General features: G+C 55.2%; 12 protein-coding genes. 6 read left to right on the top strand and 6 right to left on the bottom strand.

The annotated features are described in order from the left end of the window. The 4 genes from bioB to bioD are packed head-to-tail and all read left to right on the top strand — an operon-like array spanning position 1 to position 3,649. Entirely contained in the window at positions 1-1,041 is a 1,041-nt protein-coding gene (gene bioB, locus HV213_RS19385; RefSeq protein WP_181482949.1) for a biotin synthase BioB, read from the top strand. Then, positions 1,038-2,195 carry an 8-amino-7-oxononanoate synthase gene (gene bioF, locus HV213_RS19380; RefSeq protein WP_181482948.1) on the top strand — a complete coding sequence of 386 codons (1,158 nt, stop codon included), beginning with the start codon at positions 1,038-1,040 and terminating at the stop codon, positions 2,193-2,195. Before bioB ends, bioF begins: the two co-directional genes overlap by 4 nt. Continuing rightward, positions 2,179-2,934, top strand: coding sequence for a malonyl-ACP O-methyltransferase BioC (gene bioC, locus HV213_RS19375; RefSeq protein ID WP_181482947.1), 756 nt, complete (start codon positions 2,179-2,181; stop codon positions 2,932-2,934). The genes bioF and bioC overlap by 17 nt, the downstream gene beginning before the upstream one ends. Beyond that, entirely contained in the window at positions 2,927-3,649 is a 723-nt protein-coding gene (bioD, locus tag HV213_RS19370; RefSeq protein WP_181482946.1) for a dethiobiotin synthase, read from the top strand. Before bioC ends, bioD begins: the two co-directional genes overlap by 8 nt. Here the strand turns inward: bioD and HV213_RS19365 are convergent. Next, a complete protein-coding gene (locus HV213_RS19365) occupies positions 3,591-4,313 on the bottom strand; it encodes an ABC transporter ATP-binding protein (protein ID WP_181482945.1) in 723 nt (240 codons plus the stop codon). The two genes, bioD and HV213_RS19365, sit on opposite strands and share 59 nt — an antisense overlap. Positions 4,314-5,034: 721 nt before the next feature. On the opposite strand from HV213_RS19365, the gene uvrB reads away from it, so the two are divergent. Beyond that, on the top strand, positions 5,035-7,056 hold the full coding sequence (gene uvrB, locus HV213_RS19360) for an excinuclease ABC subunit UvrB (RefSeq protein WP_110276775.1): 2,022 nt from the start codon (positions 5,035-5,037) through the stop codon (positions 7,054-7,056). Between the two features lie 446 nt (positions 7,057-7,502). Here the strand turns inward: uvrB and pmrB are convergent, their stop codons facing one another. The 4 genes from pmrB to yvcK all read right to left on the bottom strand — a co-directional run bounded on the left by pmrB (position 7,503) and on the right by yvcK (position 11,932). Continuing rightward, positions 7,503-8,600, bottom strand: coding sequence for a two-component system sensor histidine kinase PmrB (gene pmrB, locus HV213_RS19355; RefSeq protein WP_181482944.1), 1,098 nt, complete (start codon positions 8,598-8,600; stop codon positions 7,503-7,505). A 4-nt stretch (positions 8,601-8,604) separates the two neighbouring features. Next, positions 8,605-9,276: a two-component system response regulator PmrA gene (gene pmrA / locus HV213_RS19350; protein WP_181482943.1), complete on the bottom strand. Its 672-nt coding sequence runs from the start codon at positions 9,274-9,276 to the stop codon at positions 8,605-8,607. Then, on the bottom strand, positions 9,273-10,916 hold the full coding sequence (gene eptA, locus HV213_RS19345) for a phosphoethanolamine transferase EptA (RefSeq protein WP_181482942.1): 1,644 nt from the start codon (positions 10,914-10,916) through the stop codon (positions 9,273-9,275). Before eptA ends, pmrA begins: the two co-directional genes overlap by 4 nt. A 110-nt stretch (positions 10,917-11,026) precedes the next feature. Next, entirely contained in the window at positions 11,027-11,932 is a 906-nt protein-coding gene (yvcK, locus tag HV213_RS19340; protein WP_181482941.1) for a uridine diphosphate-N-acetylglucosamine-binding protein YvcK, read from the bottom strand. A gap of 367 nt (positions 11,933-12,299) precedes the next feature. On the opposite strand from yvcK, the gene HV213_RS19335 reads away from it, so the two are divergent. Then, the gene (locus tag HV213_RS19335) at positions 12,300-14,006 is read left to right on the top strand and encodes a WG repeat-containing protein (RefSeq protein WP_181482940.1); all 1,707 of its coding nucleotides are present in this window, start codon (positions 12,300-12,302) and stop codon (positions 14,004-14,006) included. Positions 14,007-14,042: 36 nt separating this feature from the next. On the opposite strand, the gene HV213_RS19330 is transcribed toward HV213_RS19335, so the two are convergent. Further along, positions 14,043-14,888: a DUF4431 domain-containing protein gene (locus tag HV213_RS19330; protein WP_181482939.1), complete on the bottom strand. Its 846-nt coding sequence runs from the start codon at positions 14,886-14,888 to the stop codon at positions 14,043-14,045. Between the last annotated feature and the right edge of the window lie 259 nt (positions 14,889-15,147).

The raw sequence follows: 15,147 nt of genomic DNA, 5'->3' as shown, positions 1-15,147 counted from the left end.
ATGGCTCACCACACCCGCTGGACAATGTCACAAGTCACTGAGTTGTTTAATAAACCCTTCCTGGATTTACTGTTTGAAGCGCAGCAGACCCACCGTCAGCACTTCGACCCGCGTCAGGTTCAGGTCAGCACGCTGCTGTCGATTAAAACCGGTGCCTGCCCGGAAGATTGCAAATACTGCCCGCAAAGCGCGCGCTACAAAACCGGTCTCGAATCCGAGCGCCTGATGGAGGTTGAACAGGTACTGGAGTCGGCACGGCAGGCGAAAAATGCCGGTTCAACCCGCTTCTGCATGGGGGCGGCGTGGAAGAACCCCAACGATCGCGATATGCCGTACCTCGAGCAGATGGTGAAAGGGGTGAAGGAGATGGGGCTGGAAGCCTGTATGACGCTCGGTACCCTTAACGACAGCCAGGCGCAGCGCCTGGCCGGTGCCGGTCTGGATTACTACAACCATAACCTCGATACCTCGCCGGAGTTTTACGGCAATGTCATCACTACCCGCACCTACCAGGAGCGCCTCGATACCCTCGACAAAGTGCGCGATGCCGGGATCAAAGTATGCTCTGGCGGTATCGTCGGCTTAGGCGAAACGGTCAAAGATCGCGCCGGATTGCTGCTGCAATTAGCTAACCTGCCGACCCCGCCGGAAAGCGTGCCGATCAACATGCTGGTGAAGGTCAAAGGCACCCCAATGGCGGATAACGACGACGTTGATGCTTTTGATTTTATTCGCACTATTGCCATCGCACGCATCATGATGCCGACCTCGCACGTGCGCCTCTCCGCCGGGCGCGAGCAGATGAACGAACAAACCCAGGCGATGTGCTTTATGGCCGGGGCCAACTCGATTTTCTACGGCTGCAAGCTGCTGACTACGCCCAACCCGGAAGAGGACAAAGATCTGCAGCTGTTCCGTAAACTGGGGATTAACCCGCAGCAAACCGCGGTGCTGGAAGGCGATAACGCCCAGCAGCAGCGCCTGGAGCAGGCGTTGATGAATCCTGATACCGAGGAATATTACAACGCGGCGGCGCTATGAGCTGGCAGCAGCGTATCGAGCAGGCGCTGGAAGAGCGGCAGGCGGCGGACGCTCTGCGGTGCCGTCAGCCGGTGACGCAGGGAGCCGGTCGTTGGCTCACCCGCGAAGGCCAGCGCTGGCTCAATTTTTCCAGTAACGATTATCTTGGCCTCAGCCAACATCCGGCAATCGTCAAAGCCTGGCAGGAAGGCGCGGAGCGCTATGGCGTCGGCAGCGGCGGCTCCGGTCACGTCAGCGGCTATAGCGAGGCGCATTGCGCACTGGAAGAGCAGCTTGCCGACTGGCTGGGCTACCCGCGCGCGCTGTTGTTTATTTCAGGCTTTGCCGCCAATCAGGCGGTGATTGCCGCGCTGGCGGGCAAAGAAGATCGGATTGTTGCCGATCGCCTCAGCCATGCTTCGCTTCTTGAAGCCGCTAATCTCAGTCCGGCGCATCTGCGGCGCTTTCAGCACAATGACGCCTGGCATCTTGAAGAGCTGCTGGCGAAACCGCTATCCGGTCAACAGTTGGTGGTGACCGAAGGGATTTTCAGTATGGATGGTGATAGCGCTCCGCTGACGGATATCCAGCGGGCGACGCGGGCGGCTGAGGCGCTCCTGCTGGTTGACGACGCGCACGGCATCGGCGTGGTCGGCGAAGAGGGGCGAGGCAGTTGCGATAGCCAGCAGGTACATCCGGATCTGCTGATTGTCACCTTTGGCAAAGCTTTTGGCGTTAGCGGCGCGGCGGTACTGTGCAGCGAGGCGCTGGCGGATTATCTGTTGCAGTTTGCCCGTCATCTGATTTACAGCACCGCCATGCCTCCGGCGCAGGCGGTGGCCCTCAGCGCTGCGCTGGGCGTGATTCGTAGCGACGACGGTCAGCAGCGGCGGGAGAAGCTGGCCCGTCATATTGCCGATTTTCGCCGCCAAATGGCCGACTATCCCGGTGAACTCACGCAATCCATCAGCGCAATCCAGCCGCTTATCGTCGGCGACAATGCCCGTGCGCTGAGGCTGGCGGCGCGCCTGCGTGAACAGGGCTGCTGGGTGACGGCCATCCGTCCGCCGACGGTCCCTGTTGGTAGCGCGCGCTTGCGCCTGACGCTGACGGCGGCCCATGGATCCGACGATATCGCCCGCCTGCTGGAGGTACTGCATGACGGTGGTGAATAAACGCGCGGTAGCAGCGGCGTTTGGTCGCGCGGCGGGCCATTACTCTCAGCATGATGAATTGCAACGTCTGAGCGCTTCCCGGCTGCTGGAGCAGCTCGATATAAAAACCTTCCCCGAGGTACTGGATGCGGGCTGTGGCCCCGGCAGCATAAGCCGCTTCTGGCGCGAGGCCGGGTGCCGGGTGACGGCGCTGGATCTCTCCGTTGAGATGCTGGCGCAAGCCCGGCGCGGAGACTGCGCGCATCGCTACGTCGAAGGGGATATCGAAGCGCTACCGCTGGCGGAGAGCTGCGTCGACCTGGCGTGGAGCAACCTTGCGGTTCAGTGGTGCGACAATCTTGCCACTGCCATTAATGAGCTGTATCGGGTCGTGCGACCCGACGGTCGGGTGGCGTTTAGCACTTTGCTGGCAGGTTCGCTGCCGGAGCTGAATCAGGCGTGGCGAGCTATTGATGAACAGCCGCATGTTAACCGTTTTCTCAGCGAGCAGGCGGTACGTCAGACGCTGGTTGGTCGCCGCGCTACCGGTCATGTCCATGCCATCACTCTGCCGTTTGCCGATGCGCTCAGCGCGATGCGTTCGCTTAAAGGCATTGGCGCGACCCATTTGCATCAGGGCCGCAGCGCCACACCGCTTAGTCGTGGCAAACTGCGCCAGCTTCAACTGGCCTGGCCGCAGCAGCAGGGGTTATGCCCGCTGACGTACCATCTTTTTACAGGAGTCATCGAACGTGATTAAACGCTTCTTTGTGACCGGAACCGACACCGAAGTTGGTAAAACCGTCACCAGCTGCGCTCTGCTACAGGCAGCCAATCGCGCAGGGTTCAATAGCGCGGGTTATAAACCGGTCGCTTCCGGCAGCGAAAACACGGCGCATGGGCTGCGCAACGACGATGCGCTGGCCTTACAGCGCAATAGCCGGGTGACATTGCGCTACGAACAGGTCAATCTATTCACTTTTGCTGAACCGACGTCACCGCATATTGTCAGCGCCGATGAGGGCAGGCCAATTGACGCCGTAGCGCTTTCAGCCGGTTTACGCGAGCTGGAAGGGCTGGCGGATTGGGTGTTAGTCGAAGGGGCGGGGGGCTGGTTTACGCCGCTTTCAGAAACGCTGACCTTTGCCGACTGGGTAGAGCAAGAGCAGTTACCGGTGATTTTAGTGGTGGGCGTTAAGCTGGGGTGCATTAACCATGCGATGCTGACCGCGCAGGCGGTGCTTCAGGCCGATCTGCCGCTGGCCGGATGGGTTGCCAACGATATCCAGCCGCCGGGCAAGCGCCACCTTGAGTATCTGGCGACGCTGAAACGCGTGCTGCCCGCGCCGTTTCTCGGCGAGATCCCGTGGCTGGCGGATGTGGCACAGCGCGAGGATCTCGGCCACTATCTCGATCTCAGCGTGCTGGATCGGGCGTCATCCACTGCGCCAGCAGCGGCGCATCCAGCTGGATAACATCCCCCTGGGCGACGCTGCGACCGCAGTGCAGCAGGCAGAAACTGTCCGCGACCCGGCGAATAAACGGCAGGTGCTGCTCGGCGATCAGCACCGTCAGGCCGATATCGCGGTTCAGACGAACCAGCAGGTCGCCTAATTTGTGCAGAAAACTTTGCCCGCCAGCGCGCGAGGGTTCATCGAGGATCAGCAGGCGCGGGCGGGTTATCAGCGCCCGGGCCAGCGCCAACTGGTACTGATCATCAGCCGTCAGCGTAATGCCTTTGCTTTGCCGCAGCGTATAGAGTTCCGGAAACAGATCGTAAATCTCCCCGGCCACCGCTGACGCGGATTCGCCGCCTGCTGCGAGGGCAATATGCAGATTCTCCTCCACGCTCAGCTGCGAAAAGATGCGTTTGTCCTGCGGGACGTAGCCGATACCGATAGCGCTACGCGATTGCGCGGAGAGCGGCATCAGGTCATAAGGCGCAGCCCCCACGTCCTGCCAGGTCATACTGCCGCTGGCCACCGGGAGGTGCCCGGTAATACAGTTAACGAGGGTGGTTTTCCCCATCCCCTCGCGCCCCATTACGCAAGTACATTTCCCCGGCCTGAGCTCAAGGTCAACATTCCACAGCGTGTGCTGGCTTCCGTAATAGTGGTTCACGGCACGTAGACTCAACATAGACGTTTTCTCCTTTCCTGGGATAGCGGGCGACAAGAAGATTCTGCAAATCCCTTGCCAGGAAAAAGAACTCTCGGTATTTGCTGACAAATACAGGGACGGCACGGCGAAAGTGAAGAGGGTTACGGCAGACCTTGCACTTTCCCGGTGCCAGGGCGCTGAAATGTGGTGCAAAAAATAATAGAAAATCCAGCTATTCTTTGCCGATAAATCGCAAAAAAAATTCAATAAATTTTTTTAGCAGGTGTTTTGCCCCATTCAGTGATTTCGGCCGGGTGGCACAGGTCATGGGCTGCAGACAGTTATCCACTATTCCTGTGGATAACCTTGTGCATTAGAGTTAGAGAACTTGCGGTAAGCTAGAGATTACGCGGCCTGCAGGCAAATTGACGCGAAACCCATCTTTTCTTAAATTTTGTTAAATATCAATTAATTAAATAAAATCAATGGCTGTAAAAAAAGTGTCACCGGCTGCCATAAAAGATTCATCCCCTTGCTTGACAAATGTTAAATGTCAAAAATTTCTGGGGATAACCCGGCAGACAGGTGGATTATCCCGCAAGGCGGCTTTTTTTCGTCCGCGATGGCGGTAAAAAAGACAAATCTGGAGATATACGATAGTATGATACTGTTTTTATATCCAGTATTATTTGTTGGCAAAAGTTGAACTGAAGGGTAGAATTAAACACCTGCCGTTCAACCCTTCTTCAGGTCCTGATTGATGAGTAAACCGTTCAAGCTGCATTCTGCTTTCCGTCCCTCTGGCGACCAGCCGGAAGCCATTCGTCGCCTGGAAGAGGGGCTGGAAGATGGCCTGGCGCATCAAACGCTGCTCGGCGTAACCGGTTCGGGTAAAACGTTTACCATCGCCAACGTTATTGCCGATCTACAACGCCCGACGATGGTGCTGGCACCTAACAAAACGCTGGCGGCGCAGCTTTACGGCGAGATGAAAGAGTTCTTCCCGGAGAATGCGGTGGAGTATTTCGTCTCTTACTACGATTATTATCAGCCCGAAGCCTATGTGCCGAGCTCGGATACCTTCATTGAGAAGGACGCGTCGGTTAACGAACATATTGAACAGATGCGCCTGTCGGCGACCAAAGCGCTGCTTGAGCGGCGCGATGTGGTGGTGGTGGCATCGGTTTCCGCTATCTACGGTCTGGGCGATCCGGACCTGTACCTGAAGATGATGCTGCACCTCACGGTCGGCATGATAATCGACCAGCGCGCCATTCTGCGTCGTCTGGCCGAACTGCAATATACCCGCAACGATCAGGCCTTCCAGCGCGGAACCTTCCGCGTTCGCGGCGAAGTTATCGATATCTTCCCGGCGGAGTCTGACGATATCGCGCTGCGTATCGAGCTATTCGACGAGGAAGTTGAGCGCCTGTCGCTGTTCGACCCGCTGACTGGCCACGTAGAGTCGACAATCCCGCGCTATACCGTCTACCCGAAAACGCACTACGTCACCCCGCGTGAACGTATCGTCCAGGCGATGGAAGAGATTAAAGTTGAGCTGGCGGATCGGCGTAAGGTGCTGCTGGAGAACAACAAACTTCTGGAAGAGCAGCGCCTGAGCCAGCGTACCCAGTTCGATCTCGAAATGATGAATGAACTGGGCTACTGCTCAGGGATCGAAAACTACTCGCGCTATCTCTCGGGGCGCGGGCCGGGCGAGCCGCCACCGACGCTATTCGACTACCTGCCTGCTGATGGCCTGCTGGTTATTGATGAATCCCACGTCACTATTCCGCAAATTGGCGGCATGTATCGTGGTGACCGGGCGCGTAAAGAGACGCTGGTGGAGTACGGTTTCCGCCTGCCGTCGGCGCTGGACAACCGTCCGATGAAGTTTGAAGAGTTTGAAGCCCTCGCGCCGCAGACCATTTATGTTTCGGCAACGCCTGGGGCCTATGAGCTGGATAAATCCGGCGACGAAGTGGTCGATCAGGTAGTCCGTCCGACGGGGCTGCTTGATCCGGTTATTGAAGTGCGTCCGGTGGGAACCCAGGTGGACGACCTGCTCTCGGAAATTCGTATTCGCACCGCGATTAACGAGCGCGTGCTGGTCACCACCCTGACCAAGCGGATGGCGGAAGATTTAACCGAGTATCTGGAAGAGCACGGTGAGCGGGTGCGCTACCTGCACTCAGATATCGACACCGTGGAACGTATGGAAATTATCCGCGACCTGCGTCTGGGCGAGTTTGACGTGCTGGTCGGGATTAACCTGTTGCGTGAAGGCTTAGACATGCCGGAAGTGTCGCTGGTGGCTATTCTGGATGCCGACAAAGAGGGTTTCCTGCGTTCGGAACGCTCGCTGATTCAGACCATTGGTCGCGCGGCGCGTAACATCAACGGTAAGGCGATTCTTTACGGCGACAGGATAACTGCGTCGATGGCCAGAGCGATTGATGAAACCGAGCGTCGTCGTGAGAAGCAGCAACGTTACAATGAAGAGCACGGTATTACGCCTACGGGACTCAATAAGAAAGTGGTTGATATTCTGGCGCTGGGTCAGAATATTGCGAAAACCAAAACCAAGGGACGCGGCAAGTTCCGCTCGCCGGTTGAAGCGGATGCGGTGGAACTGACCCTGACGCCGAAAGCGCTACAGCAGAAAATTCGCGAGCTGGAAGGGCAGATGATGCAGCATGCGCAAAACCTGGAGTTCGAAGAGGCGGCGCAAATTCGCGACCAGCTTCATCAACTGCGCGATCTGTTTATCGCTGCGTCGTAGCCGTTTGCGGGTTTTGTAGCCCGAACAGATGCGCAGCAGCGCCTCCGGGGAATGTGCCGGAGGCGATGCCTGTGCGTGGCTTCATCCCGGGGGCGGCGCTTGACGCGCCTTGCCCGGGCTACGGGTTCACAGCCGTCTGAGGTCCGGTAGCCCGGACAGATGCGCAGCATCGCCTCCGGGAAGTGTGCCGGATCAGATGCCTGTGCGTGGCTTCATCCCGGGGCGGCGCTTGACGCGCCTTGCCAGGGCTACAGGTTTATAGCCGTCTGCGACCCGGGATTTCCAGTCACGGATTCAATCTCGTTTTTCCGTGGCCCTTAATGTTGGCTTAATATTGTTCGGCGAAACTATCCTCAATCTACTGAGGATAGCGCCATGCAAAAATTAACCTTCCGCGAATACCTGGCAGTTACCTGCGCCTTTGTTATTGTCGTTACCTTCTTCCATCAGTGGGTGCTGACGTTCTGACGGGAAGTTTTAGGGAACAGCACCCAGGCGCGAACCCCTGGACCGGGCTGACGGTTATGTAAAAAGAATTGGGCATCATGCAACTGGGCTATGCGGGTAACGATACTGAGCCCGAGACCAATACCACCGTAGCGGCTGTCCATACGCACAAACGCTTTGCTCAATTCACCGCTTTTCGCTTCATCAATTCCCGGGCCTTCATCCTCTACCGCCAGAATTGACGTCAGGCCGGGCTTTATCGACACGCGAATCGTCGACCCGATGGGGCTGTAACGATGCGCGTTTTCCACCAGGTTACGTAAAATCACCCGCACCAGCGTAGCGTCGCCTGACACAATCGCCTCACCACTTTCTTCGTCAAGCACCAGCTTCTGTTGCCGCTGTGCCAGCATCGCCTGTAGCTCATCTTGTAGCGGTTCGACAACGTCCTCTTTCAGCGCCACCTGCTGATAGCTCCCGGCGGAAAATGACTGGCCGACGCGCGCCAGCTGAAGCAATTGATTGATGCTGTTGGTCATTTGATCGAGCCGCTGAATCAGCGGGTCTACGCTGACGCTATGGACTTTTGCCAGCAGCTCCAGATGCAGACGCAGCCCGGCAAGCGGCGTGCGCAGTTCATGGGCGACGTCGGCGGTAAACAGGCGCTCGCGGTCCAGTGTAAGATTCAGGCGAGAAACCAGTTGATTAATCGCGCTAGTCACTGCGGTGACTTCCGGCACCGACTCTTTTAGCGTAATCGGCTGGAGATTGTCTGGGGTACGACTCTCCAGCTCTTCTTGCAGTCGGGACAGCGGTTTGGTGATTTTTTTGACCGCCAGCAAGCTGATATAGAGAGCCAGGCCGATAATCAACAGGCTTGGGATCAATAGGCTGGCGACCGCTTCCCGGACTTCATGCTCAACATGCTTTTGGTTGTTGTGCCCCTCAATGGCGCTGGCCACCAGTAGTTGGATCTGTTCCTGGCTTTCATGCCACAGCCAGAACACGCTAATCAACTGACAAACCGCCAGAATAGCGCCGATAGTCAGCAGCAGCCGATGGCGCATGGTCCAGTTTTTACTGACAAACAGAGGCATAGCGTTATTCAGTCTCCGCATTATCTACCAACATATAGCCGAAACCCCGAACGGTGCGGATCCGCGCTTTACCCACCTTGTCGCGCAGATTGTGGATGTGCACCTCCAGCGTGTTGGTGGCCGGTTCGTTATCCCAGCTGTAAATATCGTTGTAGAGAATCTCGCGGTGCACCGGGCTGCCCGCTTTCATCATCAGGCGTGAGAGCAGGGCGTACTCTTTAGGAGTCAGATCCAGAGACTGTTCGCCGAGCCACACCAGACGGCGGGTGACGTTAAGGCGCAAATTACCCACTGTCAGCTCATTATCGCCCTGATTATTGTGGCGACGCAGCAGGGCGCGAATACGCGCGTTCAGCTCTTCAAGAGCGAAAGGTTTTACCAGATAGTCATCCGCCCCCGTATCCAGGCCGCTGATACGGTCATCAACGGTATCGCGGGCGGTGAGGATCAGCACCGGCTGACTAAACTTCTCCCGACGCATGCGCGCCAGGAAATGCAGGCCGTCCTCATCCGGTAACCCCAAATCGAGAACGATAAGGCTGTAGTGGTTGCTGGCCAGAGAGAGCGCCGCTTCATGGGCTGTCGACACGCCGTCGCACACGTAGCCCTCGCTTTGCATCGCCAGAATTAATCCTTGTAACAGGAGCGCATCGTCTTCAATGACTAAAATTTTCATCGGCCTGCCTCTCTGCATGGCGTTAAAATATCATCTGTTGCCTGATACTCATGGGTTTGAACCCCGAGCAGGCCGAGTAGGGTGGAGAAGAGATTATCCTGTGAATACGGTTGTGTTTTCGCTTTTTGCTGTAAACACTGTCCGGATACGCCATAGCGCTGTTGATAATCCGGCGACAGCCACAAGAGCATCGGTACATGCTTTTGCGTATCAGGCGCAATGGACCACGGCAGACCGTGTAAATAAACCCCATCTTCCCCCAGCGATTCGCCGTGGTCCGAGAGGTACACCAGGCTGGTGGTAAATTTGTCCTGCTTCGACTGCAATAATTTTATCGCTTTATCGACCACATAATCGACATACAAAACCGTATTGTCGTAGGTGTTGGTGAGCTGCTGCTGAGTGCAACCCTGAATTTCATTGGTTTCGCAGGTCGGTGTGAACTGTTTGAACTGCGGCGGATAGCGATTGTAATAGGTCGGACCGTGGCTGCCGATAGTATGCAGAACGATAATCCCGTCCTGTTGCAAACCGTCGATGTAGCTCTCCAGATTATGGAACAACACTTCATCGTAGCACTCGCCATCAATGCACTGACCGCTCAGATTGAGCCTGGTCACGTTCTGGTGCGGAACCCGGTCGCAGGCCCCTTTGCAGCCGCCATCGTTGTCGCTCCACAGTACCTTAACTCCTGCGCGTTGCAGGATATCCAGTGCGCCCTCCTGATGCTGCGCCAACTCTTCATCATAGTGGGCACGCGGCATATTAGAGAACATGCACGGCACGGAAACTGCCGTGGCGGTGCCGCAGGAAGTGGTATTCGGGAAATAGACCACGTTATCTTGCTTCAGACGCGGGTTGGTTTCGCGAGAATAGCCGTTGAGCGAAAAATTCGCCGCTCTTGAGGTTTCACCTAACACGACAATGGTCAGGTTTTTCTTCGCTCCGTTGCGCATTTCCGGCTTCTGCACGGCGTCTGTGCCAATTCTTACCAGCGGCAGATTGGCCATTCTGTTATGTGCATGCCAGGAATTCATCGCCACAATACTGTTCGACGGACTCAAAGATTTCACCAGCTCTTTGTTATTGCGAAACACCGAGGCGTAATCTTTATAAAACAGCGCGGCGACCAGAATAATCAACAGTGCTGAAACCACGATGCTGAGCAGGCGCATGGCGACGCCGCGCCATAACGTTTGCGGTTTACGAATTTTAACCCACCAGGCGACAGCTACCGCCAGAACCCCGGAAAGGCCGAGGATCAGAACCATTTTGCTGGAGAGCAGGGCAAAGCTTTCAGCTGGCGTGGTATCAATAATGTTGGTGATCATTCCCCTATCAATCACCACCCCGAAGTTCCAGATAAAATATTGGGCCGAGGCGCTCAGCAAGATAAACAGGCTAATAATCAGACGGTCAAGCTTCAGGAACGAGGCGATGGTGGTAATGATGTTCATCACGCTAATTGCCACTATCGGCATGCTGAGGAACACCAGCCAGTTGTGCAGGCCGTTGACCGGCAGCAGGGTAAATACCTGACGATAGAAGGCGAGATTCAGTACCAGCCCAATATAGCAGGCAAACAGAATCAGATAGGTTGTACGGCTAACCACCGGCCGACGTAAAGAAAATAGTGACATAGCGACGTCCACATAAAGAGATGGTCGCTATGTTGCCGATGTTTTTTTAAGACAACCTTAAGATTTTAAGCCTGGCTGGATTGGTGGCCAGAATAACGCTGCCTTGAGAATTAGCCTAACTCCTGGATCGCTTTTTCCAGCGCGCTGCGTAATAGCTGCCGATCGTGGCGATAAGGGACATCGCTGGCGTCCAGCGGCGTCTGGATAACCACCCGATGTTCAATACCTGTGGTGTCCGCTTTCGGGCCGATCACTAACGCGTCAATCACCCGCTTGCCGATATGTTGCTCCATAATGGCCACCCGGTCCGCCAGTGCCAGGCTGGCGGCAGGGCTATGTTCTTTACCAAGGTTATCGATAAACACCATCGGTGCGGGCGTGCGGCGCAGCGCCTGCGCCATCTCATCGAGCAAAATAATCGGCATCAGGCTGGTATAGAAGCTACCTGGTCCGATAAGAATTAAATCGGCTTCGGCAATCGCCTCTATCGCTTCGCGAGTAGTGGGAACCGGTGGGGAGAGCATCAGTTCGCGCGGCACGCAGGCGAGCTGGTCAATATTCACTTCGCCGTATACTTCATGCCCTTCGTGGTCAATCGCCATCAGGTCGACCGGTTGTTCCGACATGGGAATCAGCAGCGCGTCGACTTTAAGCAGATTTCTGATCAGATTGATCGCTTCAAGAGGCCGTACGCTCAGGTGATCCAGCGCCTTTAACATCAGATTTCCGAGGTTATGTCCGGAGAGTTCGCCGTTACCGCTAAAACGATATTCAAACATCGCCGACGCCACGCTGGGTTCGGCAATAAGCTGATTAATACAGTTGCGCATATCTCCCCAGGCGATGCCACCTTCCGCGCGGCGAATTCGCCCTGTGGAACCGCCGTTATCGGTGGTGGTGACAATACCGGTCAGGCGTGAGCCAAGGGAGGAGAGTGATGACATTACCCGGCCCAGCCCATGTCCGCCGCCCAGAGCCACAACGCGATCAAGATCGGCGAAAGTACGATTGCGCATAAAAATCCCTTCTATCAATTAATCGGGCTCACAGTAACCGATCTCTTGTTAAAAAACGATGCCCGGCCTCTGACATCTGTTGTGTATACCCGTCATACTTCAAGTTGCATGTGCGTTGGCTTTCCTCGTTCACCCCAGTCACTTACCGGAGTAAGCTCCTGGGGATTCACTGCGTCGCCGCCTTCCTGTAACTCGAATTATTTAGGGTATAGCACGCTCTGGACATGGCTATTTGCTAAAAGTGGGGGTGTCACACAGTGATAATATTAGCCGGTAATTCAGCCCGCTTTCCCGGCGTGAGTTAATTCTCTGCCGCCTGGCGACAGAAACTCCTCTGTATTTTCAACTGAGTCGACCTGAGTTAATCATGGAAACACTGTCTGAGCTGGATATCCCCGTTCGCTATGGCCAGCCAAAAATTAGGCTTTACCTGAATCGTCATGGAGAAGAGAGATCGTTTCTGTACTCACATTGCGATTATCAGGGCGCGCCTGCGGACGGTGGTGCGCCCTGGCTGTCAATTAAGCAGGGAAATGGCAAGTCGGGGCTTCTCTCTGTCACCGGAGAGTGGATTATTGCGCCATGCTTTGATGATGTTCGCGCGTTTAATCGCGATGGAGTGGCGCGGGTTTGCGACGGCGGTAGATGGGGGATCGTCAACCGCGCGGGTGAGCTGGTCATTCCTTGCACTTACCACACCCTGACCCCGACGGTGGGCGGCTTGTCCATCGGCATGACTCAGCAAGGCCAATTCCTGCTGTTGAATGTCTACGGCGAACGGTCGGAAATTCATTTACCCCACTCGGATGCCCTCGAAAGAGAGTGGTTTGATGAATTCAGCTCCAGCGGTATGGCCTGCTTTCATCGTCTGGCGGGAAATTGTATTTTCACGGGCTACATTAACACCCGCGGTGAGTTTACCTTTTCGATTCGCGAAGGAAATGGCGAGGGTTTTTCAGACCAGGGTATCGCCCCTTTTTCTGATGAATCAGGCCGGTACGGGCTGATTGATAAACGCGGGGGCTGGGTTGTCGAGCCTGTTTACGATCTTATTTCTCACTACGATGACAGCGGATTTTGCTGTGCCCAGCGCTGGCGCGGCGAAGAGCTGTGCGCATTTTACAATGCTCACGGCGAACGGGTGCTGGAAATTGAAACGACGGAGGTACCGAAAATCGCTCACAGCATCGTCCGGACCGGCGGTAAAGGCGGTCTCTACGTCAGCTATACCCATCTCGTGAACGGTAGATCGCTGACTTCGACGTTATTGAGCTACGGTACCGATTTTTACCCGGTGGGCGCAGCCATCGTGAGAACAGTCGAAGGGCACTGGGGCATTCTGACGGCGCAGGGTAAACTTATTCATCAGCGACGGTGGATGGAACCGGTCGTCGATACGCAAAACGCTATTGTTGGTTTTGCCAGCAGCAATACGACGGTGTTTATTATCTCCCGCCATGAGCTTGAGTATGTGGACCCAGAAGGGAAGACGGTAGCGACGCTTTTGTTTGATCGGGCGCGGCAAACCGCCGTTCTGAAAAATGCTCAACAGCAGGTTATCCGCATCTTCGATGAGCAGAAAGTCTGGATGCCTTATCTCTTCTTTAGTATTTCACCGGCGGAAATTTACCCTGGCGCAACGCTTGGTGATGCGGTTAACGCGCTGATTGCAGCCAGGCCTCGGCCTTTTGTGCTGGTGAATAAAATTGGCGGCAGCGGGGCGCAGTTCGAAGGCGAGGAGTATGACTTTGACGCTGACAGGGTCGAAAAAGATGACATAAAGTTTGGCGCAATTATCACGCTTGCCGACGTCTATTACACAGAAGACGAGTGGGGAGAGTATGAGTTTCTGGAGTCTGACTACGCCGATAATATCAAAAAGCATTATCAGGATTTAAAGACGCGCCTGACTCTGCTGTTCGGTGCGCCTGTTGATGAATGGGAAGGACATTACTGCAAATGGCGGCTGGCGAAACGTAGGGGATTGTTAACCTTGCAGCAGTACCTTGAATACGGCGGCGGCGACTTTGAGAAACAGGTGGTGCTGTATATCGACGATAATGATGCGGGATGACAGGGCCCGGAAGGCCTTGTCATCATTAATCTTGCGTCAGGGGCTGATTTTATTGCGATTTTCTGTCACGGTGGTATTGGTTTTGAGTGCCCTGCAACGTGCCGCCAGATCGTCAAACCGCTGGTTTTCATCCACAGACTCCAGTCCGGCATAAACTTCGCAGGGGAGAGTGAGATCGGCATCTTTGAAATACCACCATGGCGGCTCTGACGCACAGATCGTCATTTCTTTTACGCGCCACTGCCCAGTAGTTTTATTCAGGATGACCCACAGCATTTTATCCAGGTCTGAGTCGCAGTCTTTAGCCCGCGACCAGTCGAGCTTTTGCCCCTCAGGTGCGACGATTTCCCCGACCAGAATGGCCCATTCGTTGCTGATATTTAAGCGATCGACTTTTATACGTACCGCCTGTCCGGCCTGGCTTGCAGCCTGTGGACGAAGGGCGTCCAGAATGGCTTTTCTTTCCGTGCTCTCAATCAGTTTCGCTGAGGACAAAATAAGCTTGCTGTTGTCATGTCCGGTCTCGGCATGCTCAAGTTTGCCGGTCACCGTGACGTGTTTACCGGCGAGAGAAGTTAACGCGCTGGAGGGGCTTTCGGTGCGTAACGTCACCTCTATTTGATCTCTTTCATCTTCATCATACTGGGCGGCATTCGGGGCTGCTGTTGCACAGACAGGCTCATCCAGGAAGAGCATACTTTGCACCTGGCGGCTATCCGTTTTTGGGTTCTCGCCGTAATTGGGCGGGCCAAAAAAGGTTCTGACCTCAACATATCCACTGAGTTTGACCTCCTGGGCGTAGTGAATACACGGCTCGGCGGCGAAAATGGAACCGCTGCAAAGCGTGAGCATGGCCAGGATAACGTGAAGAGATCGGTTCATCGTAATGTTGCGTCCTTTGTAGACCGATTGTTAACTGTTAACTTATTATTTCCATTGAATAAGTCTCTTTCCTTGCTTCTGCGGCGAGAATATCACTTTTTGAAGGGTAACCATAAAATACCTGACGTTTTTGTATCGGGTGGAGGGCGAATGCAGAACGAGGGATTACGCTGTGTTCTCACTAACTTAGCGTAAAAAAAGCTATATATATCCGCTATATACATTGATACATAACGAAATGTGGGTATGGCGAAGCCAC

It is taken from the genome of Klebsiella sp. RHBSTW-00484 (genome assembly GCF_013705725.1).
Taxonomy (GTDB): domain Bacteria; phylum Pseudomonadota; class Gammaproteobacteria; order Enterobacterales; family Enterobacteriaceae; genus Klebsiella.
Note: the sequence above shows the minus strand (reverse complement) of the source record. Positions and strands in the feature narration are given on the sequence as shown.

Coding starts and splice junctions, on each gene's coding strand:
- yvcK (WP_181482941.1), bottom strand. CDS start 11,932: ATGCGCAATCGTACTTTCGCCGATCTTGATCGCGTTGTGGCTCTGGGC.
- bioC (WP_181482947.1), top strand. CDS start 2,179: ATGACGGTGGTGAATAAACGCGCGGTAGCAGCGGCGTTTGGTCGCGCG.
- HV213_RS19335 (WP_181482940.1), top strand. CDS start 12,300: ATGGAAACACTGTCTGAGCTGGATATCCCCGTTCGCTATGGCCAGCCA.
- HV213_RS19365 (WP_181482945.1), bottom strand. CDS start 4,313: ATGTTGAGTCTACGTGCCGTGAACCACTATTACGGAAGCCAGCACACG.
- eptA (WP_181482942.1), bottom strand. CDS start 10,916: ATGTCACTATTTTCTTTACGTCGGCCGGTGGTTAGCCGTACAACCTAT.
- pmrB (WP_181482944.1), bottom strand. CDS start 8,600: ATGCCTCTGTTTGTCAGTAAAAACTGGACCATGCGCCATCGGCTGCTG.
- uvrB (WP_110276775.1), top strand. CDS start 5,035: ATGAGTAAACCGTTCAAGCTGCATTCTGCTTTCCGTCCCTCTGGCGAC.
- bioB (WP_181482949.1), top strand. CDS start 1: ATGGCTCACCACACCCGCTGGACAATGTCACAAGTCACTGAGTTGTTT.
- HV213_RS19330 (WP_181482939.1), bottom strand. CDS start 14,888: ATGAACCGATCTCTTCACGTTATCCTGGCCATGCTCACGCTTTGCAGC.
- bioF (WP_181482948.1), top strand. CDS start 1,038: ATGAGCTGGCAGCAGCGTATCGAGCAGGCGCTGGAAGAGCGGCAGGCG.
- pmrA (WP_181482943.1), bottom strand. CDS start 9,276: ATGAAAATTTTAGTCATTGAAGACGATGCGCTCCTGTTACAAGGATTA.